Genomic DNA, 16,202 nt, shown 5'->3' on the forward strand with positions numbered 1-16,202 from the left:
CACGCCCGATGACCCGCGATCTCACCCGCATCGATGCCGTCGAGCTCGAAATCCTCTGGTCGAACCTGATCGGCATGGTGACCGAGCGCGCCAAGGCGTTGCAGCGCATCGCCTTCAGCCCGATCGTGCGCGAGGCCGGCGACCTCGCCTATGCGCTGTTCGACCAGCGCGGCCGCATGGTCGCCCAGGCCAATACCGGCACGCCCGGCCACATCAACTCGCTCGCCTTTGCCGGCAAACATCTGGCCGGCCTGTTCACCGGCAAGGTCGAGCCGGGCGACGTGCTGATCACCAACGATCCCTGGCTGTCGGCCGGGCACTTCTTCGACATCACCACCCTGACGCCGATCTTCAACGGCGCGGCGGTGATCGGCTGGGTCGGCTCGACCATCCACCACACCGATATCGGCGGCTACGGCATCGGCGCCGGCGCCCGCGATGTGCATGAGGAAGGGCTCTGGATCCCGCCGCTCAAGCTCTACGAGCGCGGCGTGCCGAATGCCGTCCTGCACGACATCATCCGCCGCAACGTGCGCACCCCGGACGCGGTCTTTGGTGATCTCGCCGCCCAGGTCTCGGCCGGACGGACGGCCTCGGAACATCTGGTCGCGCTGTGCGAACGGCACGGCCTCGCCGATATCGAGGGACTGTCGGACGAGATCCTGCGCCGTTCCGAAGAGGCCACGCGCGCCGCGATCCGCAAGCTGACGCCCGGCACCTATCACGGCGTCTCGCGCTTCGACGTGCCGGGCGGCGAGATCATCACCCTCAAGGCCGCGGTCACCATCGATGCCGAGGCCGGCCATATCGTGGTCGATTTCGACGGCTCCTCGATGCAGACCACGACCGGCATCAACGTGGTGCTGAACTACACCCACGCCTATTCGACCTTCGCGGTCCGCTCCTGCCTGAACCCGGAGCTGCCGAACAATTCCGGCTCGCTCGCGCCGATCGAAGTGCGCGCGCCGCTCGGCTCGATCATCAATTGCGAGTATCCGGCGCCGGTCAACGCGCGCCACGTCGTCGGCATGTATGTGCCGATGCCGATCCTGAAGGCGCTGCACCAGGTCATGCCGGACCGGGTGCTGGCCGAGGGCTCGGGCGCGGTCTGGACCATCCAGATCCAGGGCAAGCGCTCGGACGGGCGCGCCTTCACCTCGTCGATGTTCAACTATTCGGGCGGCATGGGCGCGCGCGCCGGCAAGCCCGGGCCGAGCGCGACCTGCTACCCGACCGGCGTCGCGGCCGTGCCGGTCGAGATCCTGGAAGCCTCGATGCCGATCGTGTTCGACCGCAAGGAGCTGCGCCGCGGCTCCGGCGGCGCCGGCCGGATGCGCGGCGGCGACGGCCAGTCGATCGGCTTCCACATGAACACCGACCAGCCCTGGCTGCTGAATGCCGTCCCGAGCCGCATGGAAGACGGACCGGAAGGCATCGGCGGCGGCGAGGCCGGTGCGCCCGGCCGCTTCCTGATCAACGGCGAACCGGTCAGCCAGGCGCGCAAACTGTCGATGAATCCGGGCGACGCGGTGCTGCTGGAGACGCCCGGCGGCGGCGGTTTCGGCCCGAAGGCATGATGGGCTTCGGCACCGAGGCCCTGGCGGGCTTCGGCCCGAAGGCATGACCGGCCGAGGGCGGCCGCAGAATGCCGCCCCGACCGCGCGACATCGAGAATCCCCAAAAACATCCACGGAGGAAACGGCAATGGATACCAGAGACCAGATCAAGACCGCCCTGGCGGCGCTGCTTCTCTCGGCCGGGTTTGCGAGCCCGGCGACGGCCGCCGACGGCGTCTACAAGATCGGCATCTCGGCCGGCCTGACCGGCTATGCGGCGACCGTCGACCGCGCCTGGCGCGACGGCGTCCAGATCGCCGCCGAGGCGGTCAATGCGCGCGGCGGCGTGCTCGGCCGCAAGCTGGAAGTGGTGGTCGAGGACAACCGCTCCGAGCCGCAGGAGGCCGTCACGGTCTACCGCAAGATGATCTCGTCCGATCAGGTCGACATCTTCATTTCCGGCTGCGTCTCGGCCGGCAACTTCGCCGCCGCCCCGATGGTGGTGAAGGCCGAGATCCCGATGATGCTGTGCTCGATCCTGCCGCAGCAGCCCGCGCAGGTGAAATGGGCCTTCTCGACCCTGCCGCCGGCCGGCTTCGAGGTCGAGAAGCGCTTCGAATATCTGAAGGAGCAGACCGACATCCGCAAGGTCGGCGTGCTGCACGACCCGACCCCCTACGCGCTGCTGCAGAAGGGCGTCGCCGAGAAGGTCGCGGCCAAATACGGCATTGAGGTCGTCGCGGTCGAAGCCTACAAGCAGGATGACGCCGATCTCTCCGTGCAGCTCGGCAAGATGCAGGCGGCCGGCGCCGGCGCGGTCCTGAAGATCGGCCTCGGCGGCACCACGCTGACGGCAGCCAAGAACCTGAAGCAGCTCGGCTCCAAGATGCTGCTCCTGACCTCGCTGGAAGACCTCGCGGTGTTCCGCCCGGTCGCCGAAGTGCTCGGCGAACAGTTCTTCTTCGTCGCCTCGCCGTCGCAGGTCTACGAGACCCTTCCCGAGGGCGCGCTGAAGACCGAGATCGGCAAGTTCCTGGTGCCGTGGCGGGCGAAGTTCGCCGATCGCGACCCGAACTGGGCCTCGCGCGGCTGGGACGGCGTGATGCTCGCGGTCGCGGCGATCGAGAAGGGCAAGTCGGCCTCCGGTCCGGCGGTGCGCGACGCGATCGAGGCCATCACCGGCTGGCAGGGCACCACCGGCACCTACGATTTCGGCCCCGAACAGCACCAGGGCATCACCAAGAACCCCTTCGTGATCGCCACCATTGCCGGCGGCAAGATCAAAATCGTGAAGTGATGGCACCCGACCCGCACGCGCCGCTGCTCCAGGTCCGCGGACTGACCGCCCGCTACGGTCATGTCCGCGCCCTGGAGGCGACCGACCTCACCGTCGATCGCGGCGAACTCGTCGCGATCCTCGGCCCGAACGGCGCCGGCAAATCGACGCTCCTGCGCGCCATCCTGGGCCTCGTCGCCAATACCGGCGAGGTCCGCTCCGAGGGCGTGGTGCTGCCGCGGGCCGATCCGGTCGCGGTCGCCTCGGCCGGCATCGTGCTGGTCCCGGAGGGCCGCGGCATCTTCGGACCGATGACGGTCGCCGAGAATCTGCGGCTCGGCGCCTACCGGGTCCGCGACCGGCGGGAGGTCGAGCGGCGGCTCGCGCGCACCTTCGAGCTGTTCCCGCGCCTCTCGGAGCGGCTCGGCCAGACGGCCGGGTCGATGTCGGGCGGCGAGCAGCAGATGGTCGCCATCGGCCGCGCGCTGATGGCCGACCCGAAGGTGCTGCTGCTCGACGAACCCTCGCTCGGCCTCGCGCCGCGCGTTACCGCGGAGATCCTGGAGACGCTGCGACGGCTCAACCAGTCCGGCCTCTCGGTCGTGCTGGTCGAGCAGAAGGCGCCATTGGCGCTGGAACTGGCGGTGCGCGTCCATCTCCTTTCGCTCGGCCGCACCGTCGCGGTGATCTCCCCCGATCAGGTGAAGTCGCATGACGAACTCGCCCGCTACTACTTCGCCTGACGCCGGGCCGCCGGGGCTCGGCTCGGAAGCCGAAGGGACCCCGGCCCGCTCGGGCCTCGCCCTGGTGCTCGGCGCCCTGCCCTGGCTGGTCGCCGCCGGCCTGGTCGGCGCGGCCGGCTATCTCGGCGGCTATCTCGCCACCATCGTCGCCTTCGCGCTGATCTATGCGGTCTTCGTGACCGGGCTGAACATCTTCATGGGCTTCACCGCCCAGGTCTCGTTCGGCCACAACGCCTTCGCGGCGATCGGCGGCTACACCTCCGCGGTCCTGACGACGACCTACGAATGGCCCCCGCTCGCGGCCTTCGCGGCCGGCCTCGCCGGCAGCCTCGCGCTGGCCGGCCTGATCGGCTGGCCGACCTTGCGCCTCAAAGGCCACTACCTCTCCATGGGGACGCTGGCGATCGGCCTGATCGTCTACGAGATCGCCGTGCAGTGGGAGAGCGTCACGCAGGGCTATCTCGGCATTTCCGGCATTCCGTCGCTCGGCATCGGCCGCTTCGAGGCGACCGGCGACCGCCAGATCCTGGCGGTCCTGACCGCGATCGTGCTCCTCGGCGCCTTCGTGGTCGCCCGCATGCGCCGGTCGCGCTTCGGCCGCGCGCTGTCGGCGGTGGCCGGCAGCGAGGAGGCGGCGCGCGCGCTCGGCATCGACGTGGCCCGCTACAAGCTCGCCTCCTTCCTGCTCTCCGCCGGCTTCGCCTCGCTCGCCGGCACGCTGTTCGTGCATGTGGTCGGCTATGTCAGCCCGGAGGTGTTCGGGCTGCACATGGTCATCCTGGCCTTCACGATGCTCTATGTCGGCGGGCTCGGCACCGTGGTCGGGCCGATCATCGGCGCCCTGGTCATCTCGCTGCTGCCGGAGACCTTCCGCGGCTTCCGCGACTACCAGGATCTCGGCTACGGCGCGGCGCTGATCCTGCTCCTCATCTATGCCCCGCGCGGCATGGCCGGCCTGATCGACCTGGCCGCCGGAAGGAAGGCGTCATGACCGTCCGTCTCAGCGTCGAGGGCGCGACCAAGCGCTATGGCGGCCTGACCGCCGTGGACGATGTCAGCTTCGTCGTGCCCGATCGCGGCGTCACCGCGATCATCGGCCCGAACGGGGCCGGCAAGACCACCCTTTTCAACCTGATTTCCGGCGCGCAGCCGCCGACGGCCGGCCGGGTCGTGTTCGAGGGCGAGGACGTGACCCGTCTGCCGCCCGAGGCCAAGGCGGCGCGCGGGCTGGTGCGCACCTTCCAGCTGGTCAAGCTGTTCGCCGATCTGACCGCCGCCGAGAATGTCGCCGTCGGCACCCATCTGAAGACCCGCGGCGGCTTCCTGTCGGCGGTGTTCCGGCCGCCGTCGATCCGGCGCATGGAGGCCGGCATCGCCGCCCGCTCGCGCGAACTGCTCGACCTGGTCGGGCTCGGCGCGGTCGCCGACCGCAAGGCCGCGACGCTCAGCTACGGCCGCCAGCGGCTGCTTGAGGTCGCCCGCGCGCTCGCCGCCGAACCGAAGCTGCTGCTGCTCGACGAACCGGCCGCCGGCCTCAACGCCGAGGAAAGCGCCCGGCTCTCCGACGTGATCCGCAAGATCGCCGCCTCCGGGACATCGGTCCTGTTGATCGAGCACGACATGACGCTGGTCATGAACACCGCCGACGACGTGGTCGTCATCGATTTCGGCCGCAAGATCGCCCAGGGCGCTCCGGCCGAGGTCAAGGCCAATCCGGCGGTCATCGCCGCCTATCTGGGCTGAGGAGAGAGCGGTGACCCAAGCGGACCTCGTCCTGCAAAGCCTCGTCTCCGGCCTCGGCATCGGCTGCGTCTACGGGCTGATCGGCATCGGCTTCTGCGTCATCTACAATGCCAGCGGCATCGTCAATTTCGCCCAGGGCGCCTTCGTGATGCTCGGCGGCATGATCACCCATGTCCTGCTGGTGCGCTACCACGTGCCCTATGCGCTCGCCGCGTTCGTCGCCGTGGTCGCGGTCGCGGCGGTCGGCGTGGTGCTCGAACGGCTGGTCGTGCGGCCGCTTTGGATGCGCAAGGCGCCGGTCTTCGTGATGATCCTGGCCACGCTGGCGGCCCAGATCGTCATCGAGCGGGTGACCTTCCTGCTCGTCGACGACCAGCCCAAGACGCTGCCGGTGTTCCTCGACTGGCCGCCGATCATGCTCGGGCGCGTCGCGATCAACTACCAGTCGCTGTTCATCATCGCCGGTTCGCTGGCGATCGTCGGGGCGCTCGCGCTGTTCTTCAAGGTGACGCTGACCGGCAAGGCGATGCGGGCCTGCGCGATCGACCGCGAGGCCGCCCTCCTGCAGGCGATCCCGGTCTCGACCATGCTGGCGCTCGCCTTCGCGCTGTCGGCGGGGCTCGGAGCGGTCGCCGGCATCCTGCTGACGCCGACCCAGTACACCGCCTTCAATGTCGGCGTGCCCTTCGCCATCTCGGGTTTCATCGCCGCGATCATCGGCGGCTTCGGCCGGCCCTTCGGCGCCTTCGTCGGCGGGCTCGCGCTCGGCCTCGTGCAGTCGATCGCGATCCTGTGGCTCGGCGCCGGCCTGAAGAGCGCCGCCGCCCTGTCGGTCCTGCTCCTGTTCCTGTTCGTGCGGCCCGCCGGTATCTTCGGCGCCGCCAAGTGACCCCCGCACCGTTGGAGACACCCATGCCGGCCCGCTCGATCGATTGGAACGCCATCCCCTGGACCCCGGTCCGCCCCGGGGTCGACCGCAAGGCCTTCGGCGGCGACGGCGCCACCGTCACGCTGCACCGGCTGATGCCCGGCCACGAGCCGAAACCGCATTCCCATCCCAACGAGCAGATCGCCTATATCCTGGCGGGCACGATCCGCTTCTTCGTCGGCGACGAGGAGCATCTGGTCGGCCCGGGCGGGCTCCTGGTCATTCCGCCCAACGTCGTCCACTGGGGCGAGGTGGTCGGCGACGAGCCGGTCTTGAATTTCGACGTCTTCACCCCGGCGCGGCCGGAATACTACTGAACAGCCACGGGAGGGCTCGGGCCATGAACATTGCGGGATGGCTCGCCGGCGCGGGACGCTCCGATCCGTCGCTGCCGGCTGTCGGTCACGGCACGCGCGTGGTCGCGACCTACGGGCAACTGGCCGAGGCGACGGCGCGGCTGGCCGGCGGCCTTGCCGGGCTCGGCGTCCGCCCGGGCGACCGCGTCGCGATCATCGCCAAGAACGAGCCCGACTATGTCGCCGCCCTGCATGCCGTCTGGTGGGCCGGCGCGGCCGCCGTCCCGGTCAATGCCAAGCTGCACCCGCACGAATTCGCCTATGCGCTGGAGAATTCCGGCGCGGCGGTCGCCTTCGTGTCCGAGGGGCTGGAAACCGCGGTCGCCGCGACGGCCCCGGCCGGGCTGAAGCATCTCGTCCCGCTCGGCGGCGCCCTGCATGCCCGCCTTGGCGCTTCCGAACCGCTCGACCTCGTCGAACGGGCCGACGATGCGCTCGCCTGGCTCTTCTATACCAGCGGCACCACCGGCCGGCCGAAGGGTGCGATGCTGTCGCACGGCAACCTCTCGGCCATGACGCATGCCTATCTGGCCGAGGTCGATCCGACCGCGCCGGGCGACCGCCTGCTCCACGCCGCGCCGATGAGCCACGGCTCCGGCCTCTACATGATGGCCCATGTCGTGCGGCGCGCCGTCAACGTGGTCCCCGAATCCGGCGGGTTCGAGCCCGACGAACTCTACGCGCTCGCCGCCCATTGGCGCCGCGTCTCGCTGTTCGCGGCCCCGACCATGGTCAAGCGCATGGTCGGCGGGCTCGGCTCCGGCGACCCGACCGCGCTCAGGACCGTCGTCTATGGCGGCGGGCCGATGTATGCCGCCGACGCCGTCGAGGCGCTCGACGCGCTCGGGCCGTGCCTGGCCCAGATCTACGGCCAGGGCGAGACGCCGATGACCATCTCGACGCTTCGCCGCGACATGGTCGCCGACCGGGATCATCCGGACTGGCTGGCGCGGCTGGCGAGCGTCGGGCAACCCTTCGGCATCGTCGAGGTCCGCGTCGCCGATGCGGGCGATGTTCCGCTGCCCGTGGGCGAGACCGGCGAGGTGCTGGTGCGCGGCCCGACCGTGATGTCCGGCTACTGGGACAATCCGGACGCGTCGATGAGGACGCTCGCCGGCGGCTGGCTGCATACCGGCGACCAGGGCGCCTTCGCGGCGGACGGCCTCCTGACGCTGAAGGACCGCTCCAAGGACGTGATCATCTCGGGCGGCAGCAACATCTATCCGCGCGAGGTCGAGGAGGTGCTGCTGCGCCATCCGGGTCTGACCGAAGTCTCGGTGATCGGCCGCGCCGATCCCGAATGGGGCGAGATCGTCGTCGCCTATGCGGTCGGCGCGGCGACCCCGGAAGCGCTCGACGCGCTCTGCCTCGACCACATCGCCCGCTTCAAACGGCCGAAGCACTATGTCTTCGTCGAGGCCCTGCCGAAGAACAACTACGGCAAGATCCTCAAGACCGACTTGCGCGCGCTCGACCGGAAGATGGCGGGTCCGCAGTGACGCGCGGTTCATGCTGCGACGCGAGAGATGCGTTCGACATATTCTGGAGATTGAAATTTAAGGCGTCGGCGCTAGCCTGAGCCGGAGATGGGAATTGCTGCGATTCGCACCGGTTCCCGCTCAGAGCGAAGCCATGATCGAAACCGATCTGCCCGGCGACGAATCGCCGACCCTCACCGACGGCATTCTGGCGGCCGTTGATCCGGCCCGGGCCCGCGACGGCATTCAGCGCGTCCTCCATGCGATCCGCTGCCATCTCGGCATGAATGTCGGCTTTCTGACCGAATTCATCGGTCCCAACCGCGTCTTCCGCTATGTCGACACCGATACCGTCTCGCTGCCGCTCAAGGTCGGGCAGAGCCTCTCCCTGGAGCAGGGCTACTGCCTGAAGGTCGTCCAGGGCCGGTTGCCCACGCTGATCGTCGACACCCACGACGAACCGGCCGCGCTGGCGATCCCGGAAACCGGCACGATTCCGATCGGGTCCCATCTGAGCGTGCCGATCCGGCTGCGGGACGGCACCGTCTACGGCACCTTCTGCTGCTTCTCCTTCGAACCGCGACCGTCCCTGAACGAACGCGACCTGGCCTTCTTCTCGACCATCGCCGATCTGGTCGCGAGCCAGATCGACGATCAGATCGCCACGACCCGAAGCCTTCGGGCGAAGGCGGATGCCATCCAGGCCGTGATCGCCGAGGGCGGGCTCGACACGGTCTTCCAGCCGATCCATCGCCTGGAAGACCGTTCGATCGCCGCCTTCGAATGTCTGACCCGGTTTCCCAAGGCGCCCTTCAAGCCGGTCGTGGAGTGGTTTCAGGATGCCGTCGCGGTCGGTTGCGGGCTCGAACTGGAATTCGCCGCCCTGGAATCCTCGGTCGCCCGGCTGAAGGCCTGGCCGGCCCCGATCACCGCATCGCTCAACATGTCGCCGCGCGCCTTGCTGGCGCGCGATCTCGCCCCCATCCTGGACGGGATCGATCTCGGACGCATCGTCGTGGAGATCACCGAACACGAGCAGGTCTTCGACTACCCGCGCCTCAACCAGGTGCTGGACGGCCTGCGCGCCCGCGGGCTCCGGGTTGCGATCGACGATGCCGGCGCCGGCTATTCGAGCCTGCGCCACATCCTTCTGCTCCGCCCGGACATCATCAAGCTCGACCTCAGCCTCGTCCGCGACATCGACCGGGATGCCGACCGGCAGGCGCTCGCCGACGCTCTCACGCTCTATTGCCGGCGGTCCGGCATCGCCATCGTCGCCGAGGGCATCGAGACCGAGGCCGAATTCGCCACCCTGCGGCGGATGGGGATCGAGCTCGGCCAGGGCTACCTGTTGAGCCGCCCCGGCCCCCTGGCCACCTGGTCCGACGCGGCCGGCCACCAGAAAGCCCGGTCCTTTTAGGCCGGGCACCACCCCACCCGGTGCGGGTGCTCGGCCTCGCATCCCCGCAAGGCGGGACGCGCCTCGCAGGATGAAGCCCCGGCGGGTCGCAACCGCCTCAGGCCGAGAGGGCCGTCGCGACCGGCTCGGCGGCCATCATCGCCTCGGCAATCACGTCCATGTCGCCCTCGCCGATCTCGAACAGTCCGAAGCGCAGGCGGTAGCCCCAGTTGCCGTCCGCCGCGAAGGCGAGACGCGGCAGAAGCGGCCGGATCGGCGTCTCCCGCGCCGGCCACCAGGCAACATCGCGCCGGAACGGCACGAAGCCGCCGCCCATGTCGAAGCGGTAGGGGGCGGCCGGCACGATCCGTCCGATCGCCGTGAAGGCCTGCAGGCGGTCGCGGCCGCCGAAGGTCTCGGTCGGCGAATAGTAGACGACCCGGTCGCCCGGATCGATCCGCCGCAGCGGACCGCTCTTGCCGTGGCAGACCTGCATGAAGCCGTCGGCCCGGCCGCGCCGGACATGCTCGGCCGAGGCGACCGCGACGAAGGCCCGGCTCATGCCTCACCCATCGCCATCACCCGCAGGCGGTGGCCGTCCGGATCGAGGGCGACGAAGGTGCGGCCGAAATCCATCACGGTCGGCGCCTGCGCGATGGCAAGCCCACGCCCGCTCCAATCGGCATGCAGCGCATCGACCACGTCGAAGGATTCGACCGCCAGCGCGATCTCGGTCCCGCCGCCTGCCGCCGCGGCCGCCGGCGCGACCGTGTGGCGCGACCACAGGCCGAGCATCACGCCCTCGCGCAACGGCAGCATGGCAAAGGTCGGCGAGACCTCGACCGGCGGCCGGCCGAGCAGGTCCGCATAGAAGTCGGCGCTGGCGGGCGGGTTGTCGACATAGAGGATGACGAAGCTGAATTCGGCCATGACGGCGCTCCCGGTGTTGGTGCAACGGGAGCGGTTTAGGCGAACGGACTGTCAGGAGATGTCAGGAGCGTGTCGGATCCGAGAGACGGCGCCCCGGGGGTTTCGGCCGCAGGGTCGCCCCATGTGCCGGATCGTTCCGACGCCCATACCGCGAGAGGGAGGGTCGGCGCCAGTCGTCTTGCGGCGCTTCCCGGGCGAGATCCGGCGCGATCGGGCATACCGCACTGCACAATGCAGCGGCTTGCCGCTTGTCTGTGCAGGGTCCCGATTGACACCCTTTCCGACGTTTGATCAGATGGTCAAATCTTGGAACTGGAAGCGTTCCAATTGCGGCGGAGCGGTTGCAGACCGCCAGAGCGGTCGAAGACCGCCAAAACGGCCCTCGGGCGGTGGGAGGACCTCGGATGAGCGCATTGCCGGACATCAGGAGCGGGCGCCTGACGCCCGAGGAGCTGGCGGAGAATTTCGCCGATCTGCACCACCCCCTCGACCGGTTCGAGGCGCGGGTGGCGGCGGAGCGCTGCCTGTTCTGCTACGAGGCGCCCTGCGTCACCGCCTGTCCGACCTCGATCGACATCCCCCTGTTCGTGCGCCAGATCGCCACCGGCAATCCGCTCGGCGCGGCGCGGACCATTCTGGACTCCAACATCATGGGCGGCATGTGCGCCCGGGTCTGCCCGACCGAGACCTTGTGCGAGGAGGCCTGCGTGCGCGAGGCGGCCGAGGGCAAGCCGGTCGAAATCGGCCTCCTGCAGCGCTTCGCCACCGACAGTCTGTTTGCGACCGGCCGGCAGCTGTTCCGCCGCGGCGCTCCGACCGGCCGGCATGTCGCGGTCGTCGGGGCCGGCCCGGCCGGGCTCGCCTGCGCGCACCGGCTGGCCGTGCTCGGCCATGAGGTCACCGTCTACGAGGCGCGCGACAAGGCCGGCGGGCTCAACGAATATGGCATCGCCGCCTACAAGGCGACCGGCGGCTTCGCGGCGGCCGAGGTCGACTACATCCTCGGCGTCGGCGGCATCACGGTGGAGACCGGCAAGCGGCTCGGCCGCGACTTCACGCTGGCCGAACTGACCGACCGCTTCGACGCCGTGTTTCTCGGCCTCGGCCTCGGCGGCGTCAACGCGCTCGGCCTCGGCGACGACCTCGCCGGCGTCGAGGACGCGGTCGCCACCATCGCTGAGCTGCGCCAGACCGACAACCTCGCGACCCTGCCGATCGGCCGCCGGGTGGTGGTGATCGGCGGCGGCATGACGGCGATCGACATCGCCTCGCAGGCCAAGCGTCTGGGCGCCGAGGAGGTGACCATCGTCTACCGGCGCGGGCCGGAGCAGATGAACGCCAGCGACTACGAGCAGATGGTCGCCCAGACCGACGGCGTGCTGATCCGGCACTGGCTGCGGCCCGCCCGGCTCATGGCGACCGACGGCCGGCTCGCCGGCATCGCCTTCGACTATGTGGAAGAGCGCGACGGCCGGCTCGTCGGCACCGGCGAGAGCCTGGAGATCGCCTGCGACCAGCTGTTCCGGGCCATCGGCCAGACCTTCCTGGCCGGCGATCTCGGCGCCGGCCTGATCGCCATGGAGGGCGGCCGGATCAAGGTCGATGCGGAGCGGCGCACGTCCCTCGGCGCGGTCTGGGCGGGCGGCGATTGCGTCGCCGGCGGCGAGGATCTGACGGTGGCGGCGGTGGAAGACGGCAAGCAGGCGGCGATTTCGATCGATCGGGCGCTCAAGGCCGGCATGGCGCGCGTGGCGTGAGCGAGGGAGGAGACCATGGCTGATCTCAGTGTCCGCTTCTGCGGCGTCAAGTCGCCCAATCCGTTCTGGCTCGCCTCCGCGCCGCCGACCGACAAGGCCTATAACGTGGTCCGCGCCTACAAGGCCGGCTGGGGCGGCGTCGTCTGGAAGACGCTCGGCGAGGACGGCCCGCCGATCGTCAACGTCTCGGGTCCGCGCTACGGCGCGATCCATTCGCAGGACCGGCGCGTCTTCGGCTTCAACAACATCGAGCTGATCACCGACCGGCCGCTCGAGGTGAACCTGCGCGAAATCAAGGAGGTCAAGCGCGACTGGCCGGATCGCGCGCTGATCGTCTCGCTGATGGTCCCGTGCACGGAGGAGAGCTGGAAGGCGATCCTGAAGCGGGTCGAGGAAACCGAGGCCGACGGCATCGAGCTCAATTTCGGCTGCCCGCACGGCATGTCGGAGCGCGGCATGGGCGCGGCCGTCGGGCAGGTGCCCGAATATGTCGAGATGGTCACGCGCTGGTGCAAGCAGCACAGCCGGATGCCGGTGATCGTCAAGCTGACGCCGAACATTTCCGACATCCGCAAGCCGGCCGAAGCCGCCAAGCGCGGCGGCGCGGATGCGGTGTCGCTGATCAACACCATCAACTCGGTGATGGGCGTCGATCTCGACACCCTGACGCCCTGGCCGTCGACCGACGGCATGGCCACCCACGGCGGCTATTGCGGCCCGGCGGTGAAGCCGATCGCCATGAACATGGTCAGCGAGATCGCCCGCAATCCGGAGACCCACGGGCTGCCCATCTCGGCCATCGGCGGCATCGAGACCTGGAAGGACGCGGCCGAGTTCATGACGCTCGGCGCCGGCACCGTGCAGGTCTGCACCGCCGCCATGACCTACGGCTTCAAGATCGTCCAGGAGATGATCACCGGCCTGTCCGACTGGATGGATGCGAAGGGCTATGCGTCGGCCGACGACTTCGTCGGCGCGGCGGTGCCGAAGCTGACCGACTGGCAGCATCTCAATCTCGACTACGCGGTCAAGGCGAAGATCGACCAGGATCTGTGCATCCAGTGCGGTCGCTGCCATATCGCCTGCGAGGATACCTCGCATCAGGCGATCATGAAGGAGAAGGACGGCCAGCGGCATTTCGAGGTGATGGAAGAGGAATGCGTCGGCTGCAATCTGTGCGCCGTCGTCTGCCCGGTCGACCAGTGCATCACGATGGAACCGCTCCAGGCCGGCGCGATCGACAAGCGCACCGGATTGCCGGTCGGCGGCCACCGCACCTGGCTCGAACATCCCAACAATCCGATGGCCCAGAACCCGCGCGGGCCGGCCGTGCTTGAGCCGGCCGAGTGAACGGGGTCGCATAGGCAGGATCGGATGAGCGGGGTCGGATGAGTTCGGCCGCGCATGGGTCCGGGCCCATCGATCGTCGGATTGCTCAAGGGTGGCGGCACAGACACCGCCGCTCTGGCCGCCGCCCTCTCCACAAGAAACGTCCTTTCGGGAAACGACCATGCAAACCCTGCAGAATGCGATCGGCGCCGGCCGCGTCACCTCCGCATCCGCCCGCACGGCGCCGGTCTACGATCCGGCGACCGGCGAGCAGACCGGCATCCTGCCGCTCTCGACACGCGAGGAGGTCGACGCCGCGGTCGCGGCCGCCAAGGCCGCCGCGCCGGACTGGGGCCGCACGCCGCCGCTGAAGCGCGTCCGGCACATGTTCAAGTTCAAGGAATTGCTCGACCGGCATGTCGCCGACATCGCCCGGGCCATCTCGAAGGAGCACGGCAAGACCCATGCGGACGCGCTCGGCGAGGTCGCGCGCGGCATCGAGGTGGTCGATTTCGCCTGCGGCATCCCGCATCTTCTGAAGGGAGAGTACAGCCGCAATGTCGGCCCGGATGTCGACAGCTGGTCGGATCGCGCGCCGCTCGGCGTCGTCGCCGGCATCACGCCGTTCAACTTCCCGGCCATGGTGCCGCTCTGGATGTATCCGATCGCGATCGCCTGCGGGAACACCTTCGTGCTGAAGCCGTCCGAGCGCGACCCGTCCGCCCCGATGCTGGTCTGGGACCTGTTCCGCGAGGCCGGCTTCCCCGAGGGCGTGCTCAATGTCATCCACGGCGACAAGGAGGCGGTCGACGCGCTGCTCGACCATCCGGACGTGAAGGCGGTCAGCTTCGTCGGCTCGACCCCGATCGCCGAATATGTCTATGCGCGCGGCACCGCGAAGGGCAAGCGCGTGCAGGCGCTTGGCGGCGCCAAGAATCACATGGTCATCCTGCCGGATGCCGATATCGACAAGGCCGCCGACGCGCTGATGGGCGCCGGCTACGGCTCGGCCGGCGAGCGCTGCATGGCCGTCTCGGTCGCAGTGCCGGTCGGCGAGCGCACCGCCGATGCCCTGATCGAGGCGCTCGCGCCGCGCGTCCGGGCGCTCAAGATCGGCCCGGCCAGCGATCCGGAGGCCGAGATGGGCCCGCTGGTCACCGAACTGCACCAGCGCAAGGTGCTCAGCTATATCGACAAGGGCGTCGCCGAGGGCGCCGACCTGGTCGTCGACGGCCGCGGCTTCCGCCTGCAGGGCTACGAGAACGGCTATTTCGTCGGCGGCACGTTGTTCGACCGCGTCCGCCCGGACATGACCATCTACCGCGAGGAGATCTTCGGTCCGGTCCTGTCGGTCGTCCGCGCCGGTTCCTTCGACGAGGCGGTCGGGCTGATCCAGGCTCACGAATACGGCAACGGCACCGCCATCTTCACCCGCGACGGCGATGCCGCCCGGGCCTTCGCCGACCAGATCGAGGTCGGCATGGTCGGCGTCAACGTGCCGATCCCGGTGCCGGTCGCCTACCATTCCTTCGGCGGCTGGAAGCGCTCGCTGTTCGGCGACCATTCGATCTACGGCATGGAGGGCGTGCGCTTCTACACGCGCCTGAAGACCGTCACCTCGCGCTGGCCGACCGGCATCCGGTCCGGCGCGGAGTTCAACTTCCCGAGCCTGAAGTGAGCGCCGCGGACGGGGCACCGCCCCCTTTTGTCCCGTCGAATTCCATTATTTGAATTTGTGAGAATTGAAGGCGAACGAACACGGAAGGCCGGCAGTACGCAACGTTTCTGCCGGCCCGATGAACGGGCGGCTCAAGCCGGGTTCAGGGCATCCATGTCAGCTTCTCGTCATACGGTCGATCCCGACCTTTCAAACGAGAGAGAGACGCCCATGACCATCCTGCGCAAGACCCTCCTGGCCCTCGTCGCCACCGCCACGATCGCCGGCGGCACCGTCGCCACCACCGCCTCGGCCCAGGCCGGCCACAAGCATCACCATGGCGGGGTCGTGGTGAAGTTCGGCCACAATCATCATCACGGCCAGTGGGGCGGCGGCTACGGTGGCGGCTACGGCGGCTGCTTCTACAAGCCGAAGCTGATCCACACGCCCTGGGGACCGGTCTGGAAGAACAAGCTGGTCTGCCCCTGGTACTGAGGCTCCACCGGCAGGGATGACGGCAGGTTTCTCTACGACGTAAGGTCGAGCGTACTCTGCAGCATCTCGTCGGCCACCTGCATCACCTTCAGGGCCGCCCGGTAGTCCAACCGGGCGGTCAATTGCGTGACCGCCTCGCCGGCCAGATCGATGTCCGGGGCCCCGACCATGCCGCGCGGATCGGCGTCCGGCGATGTCGGATCGTAGCGCAGCGTGAAGCCGGGCCGCTGCGGCACCAGGGTCGTGGTCACGCCGCCGCCCGGGACCGACTGCTGGCTGACCACCATCGGCTGATAGGCCGTCGAGGCGCCGGTGCCGTCCGGGACGGTACCGGTCGTCGACACGTTGGCGACGTTGGCGGCCGAGTTTTCCAGGCGGCGGACGGCCGCGTTGGCACCGGACAGGGCGATCGAGATCGCGGCGAGCGACATGGGACGGGACTCCTTGACCCAGCGTGAGCCTGCCAGGAGCGCGTTGCGGGTCCCTTGCGGAATTCGAATCAATTCGAACGAATTCGACGTCACCTTGCCGGCTGCCCGGTGAACATCCGTCTGA

The 16,202-nt window shown here is 69.1% G+C and carries 16 protein-coding genes; 13 read left to right on the plus strand and 3 right to left on the minus strand.

The window, feature by feature from the left end; all coding sequences use genetic code 11:
* Positions 1 to 8 precede the first annotated feature (8 nt).
* From ABB55_RS10665 to ABB55_RS10705, 9 genes are all read left to right on the plus strand, one after another.
* Positions 9 to 1,577, plus strand: a complete 1,569-nt coding sequence (locus tag ABB55_RS10665) for a hydantoinase B/oxoprolinase family protein (RefSeq protein ID WP_054358792.1) — start codon at positions 9 to 11, stop codon at positions 1,575 to 1,577.
* Positions 1,578 to 1,704: 127 nt separating this feature from the next.
* Positions 1,705 to 2,853, plus strand: a complete 1,149-nt coding sequence (locus ABB55_RS10670) for an ABC transporter substrate-binding protein (RefSeq protein WP_054358793.1) — start codon at positions 1,705 to 1,707, stop codon at positions 2,851 to 2,853.
* Positions 2,853 to 3,575, plus strand: a complete 723-nt coding sequence (locus tag ABB55_RS10675) for an ABC transporter ATP-binding protein (RefSeq protein ID WP_054358794.1) — start codon at positions 2,853 to 2,855, stop codon at positions 3,573 to 3,575. The genes ABB55_RS10670 and ABB55_RS10675 overlap by 1 nt, the downstream gene beginning before the upstream one ends.
* Positions 3,544 to 4,566 carry a branched-chain amino acid ABC transporter permease gene (locus ABB55_RS10680; protein ID WP_083463524.1) on the plus strand — a complete coding sequence of 341 codons (1,023 nt, stop codon included), beginning with the start codon at positions 3,544 to 3,546 and terminating at the stop codon, positions 4,564 to 4,566. The genes ABB55_RS10675 and ABB55_RS10680 overlap by 32 nt, the downstream gene beginning before the upstream one ends.
* Positions 4,563 to 5,318 carry an ABC transporter ATP-binding protein gene (locus ABB55_RS10685; RefSeq protein ID WP_054358796.1) on the plus strand — a complete coding sequence of 252 codons (756 nt, stop codon included), beginning with the start codon at positions 4,563 to 4,565 and terminating at the stop codon, positions 5,316 to 5,318. Before ABB55_RS10680 ends, ABB55_RS10685 begins: the two co-directional genes overlap by 4 nt.
* A 10-nt stretch (positions 5,319 to 5,328) precedes the next feature.
* Entirely contained in the window at positions 5,329 to 6,207 is an 879-nt protein-coding gene (locus ABB55_RS10690) for a branched-chain amino acid ABC transporter permease (protein ID WP_054358797.1), read from the plus strand.
* A gap of 23 nt (positions 6,208 to 6,230) precedes the next feature.
* Positions 6,231 to 6,563 carry a cupin domain-containing protein gene (locus ABB55_RS10695; RefSeq protein WP_054358798.1) on the plus strand — a complete coding sequence of 111 codons (333 nt, stop codon included), beginning with the start codon at positions 6,231 to 6,233 and terminating at the stop codon, positions 6,561 to 6,563.
* A gap of 23 nt (positions 6,564 to 6,586) precedes the next feature.
* Positions 6,587 to 8,101: an AMP-binding protein gene (locus tag ABB55_RS10700; protein ID WP_054358799.1), complete on the plus strand. Its 1,515-nt coding sequence runs from the start codon at positions 6,587 to 6,589 to the stop codon at positions 8,099 to 8,101.
* A 133-nt stretch (positions 8,102 to 8,234) separates the two neighbouring features.
* Positions 8,235 to 9,500, plus strand: a complete 1,266-nt coding sequence (locus ABB55_RS10705) for a sensor domain-containing phosphodiesterase (RefSeq protein WP_054358800.1) — start codon at positions 8,235 to 8,237, stop codon at positions 9,498 to 9,500.
* A 97-nt stretch (positions 9,501 to 9,597) separates the two neighbouring features.
* Here ABB55_RS10705 and ABB55_RS10710 read toward each other — a convergent pair whose 3' ends face one another.
* Positions 9,598 to 10,041 (minus strand): EVE domain-containing protein, encoded by a 444-nt coding sequence (locus tag ABB55_RS10710; protein WP_054358801.1) that lies wholly within the window; start codon positions 10,039 to 10,041, stop codon positions 9,598 to 9,600.
* A complete protein-coding gene (locus tag ABB55_RS10715) occupies positions 10,038 to 10,409 on the minus strand; it encodes a VOC family protein (RefSeq protein ID WP_054358802.1) in 372 nt (123 codons plus the stop codon). The genes ABB55_RS10710 and ABB55_RS10715 overlap by 4 nt, the downstream gene beginning before the upstream one ends.
* Before the next feature lie 404 nt (positions 10,410 to 10,813).
* Here ABB55_RS10715 and ABB55_RS10720 point away from each other — a divergent pair, with 404 nt between their 5' ends.
* From ABB55_RS10720 to ABB55_RS10735, 4 genes are all read left to right on the plus strand, one after another.
* On the plus strand, positions 10,814 to 12,166 hold the full coding sequence (locus ABB55_RS10720) for an NAD(P)-dependent oxidoreductase (protein WP_054358803.1): 1,353 nt from the start codon (positions 10,814 to 10,816) through the stop codon (positions 12,164 to 12,166).
* 15 nt (positions 12,167 to 12,181) lie between these two features.
* Positions 12,182 to 13,516 (plus strand): NAD-dependent dihydropyrimidine dehydrogenase subunit PreA, encoded by a 1,335-nt coding sequence (gene preA, locus ABB55_RS10725; protein WP_054358804.1) that lies wholly within the window; start codon positions 12,182 to 12,184, stop codon positions 13,514 to 13,516.
* Positions 13,517 to 13,676: 160 nt separating this feature from the next.
* On the plus strand, positions 13,677 to 15,173 hold the full coding sequence (locus ABB55_RS10730) for a CoA-acylating methylmalonate-semialdehyde dehydrogenase (RefSeq protein ID WP_054358805.1): 1,497 nt from the start codon (positions 13,677 to 13,679) through the stop codon (positions 15,171 to 15,173).
* Between the two features lie 210 nt (positions 15,174 to 15,383).
* Entirely contained in the window at positions 15,384 to 15,647 is a 264-nt protein-coding gene (locus ABB55_RS10735) for a hypothetical protein (RefSeq protein WP_054358806.1), read from the plus strand.
* A gap of 32 nt (positions 15,648 to 15,679) precedes the next feature.
* Here ABB55_RS10735 and ABB55_RS10740 read toward each other — a convergent pair whose 3' ends face one another.
* On the minus strand, positions 15,680 to 16,078 hold the full coding sequence (locus ABB55_RS10740; protein ID WP_054358807.1) for a flagellar basal body rod protein FlgC: 399 nt from the start codon (positions 16,076 to 16,078) through the stop codon (positions 15,680 to 15,682).
* Positions 16,079 to 16,202: the final 124 nt, after the last annotated feature.

This window comes from Prosthecodimorpha hirschii, from assembly GCF_001305515.1.
GTDB classification, from domain to species: domain Bacteria; phylum Pseudomonadota; class Alphaproteobacteria; order Rhizobiales; family Ancalomicrobiaceae; genus Prosthecodimorpha; species Prosthecodimorpha hirschii.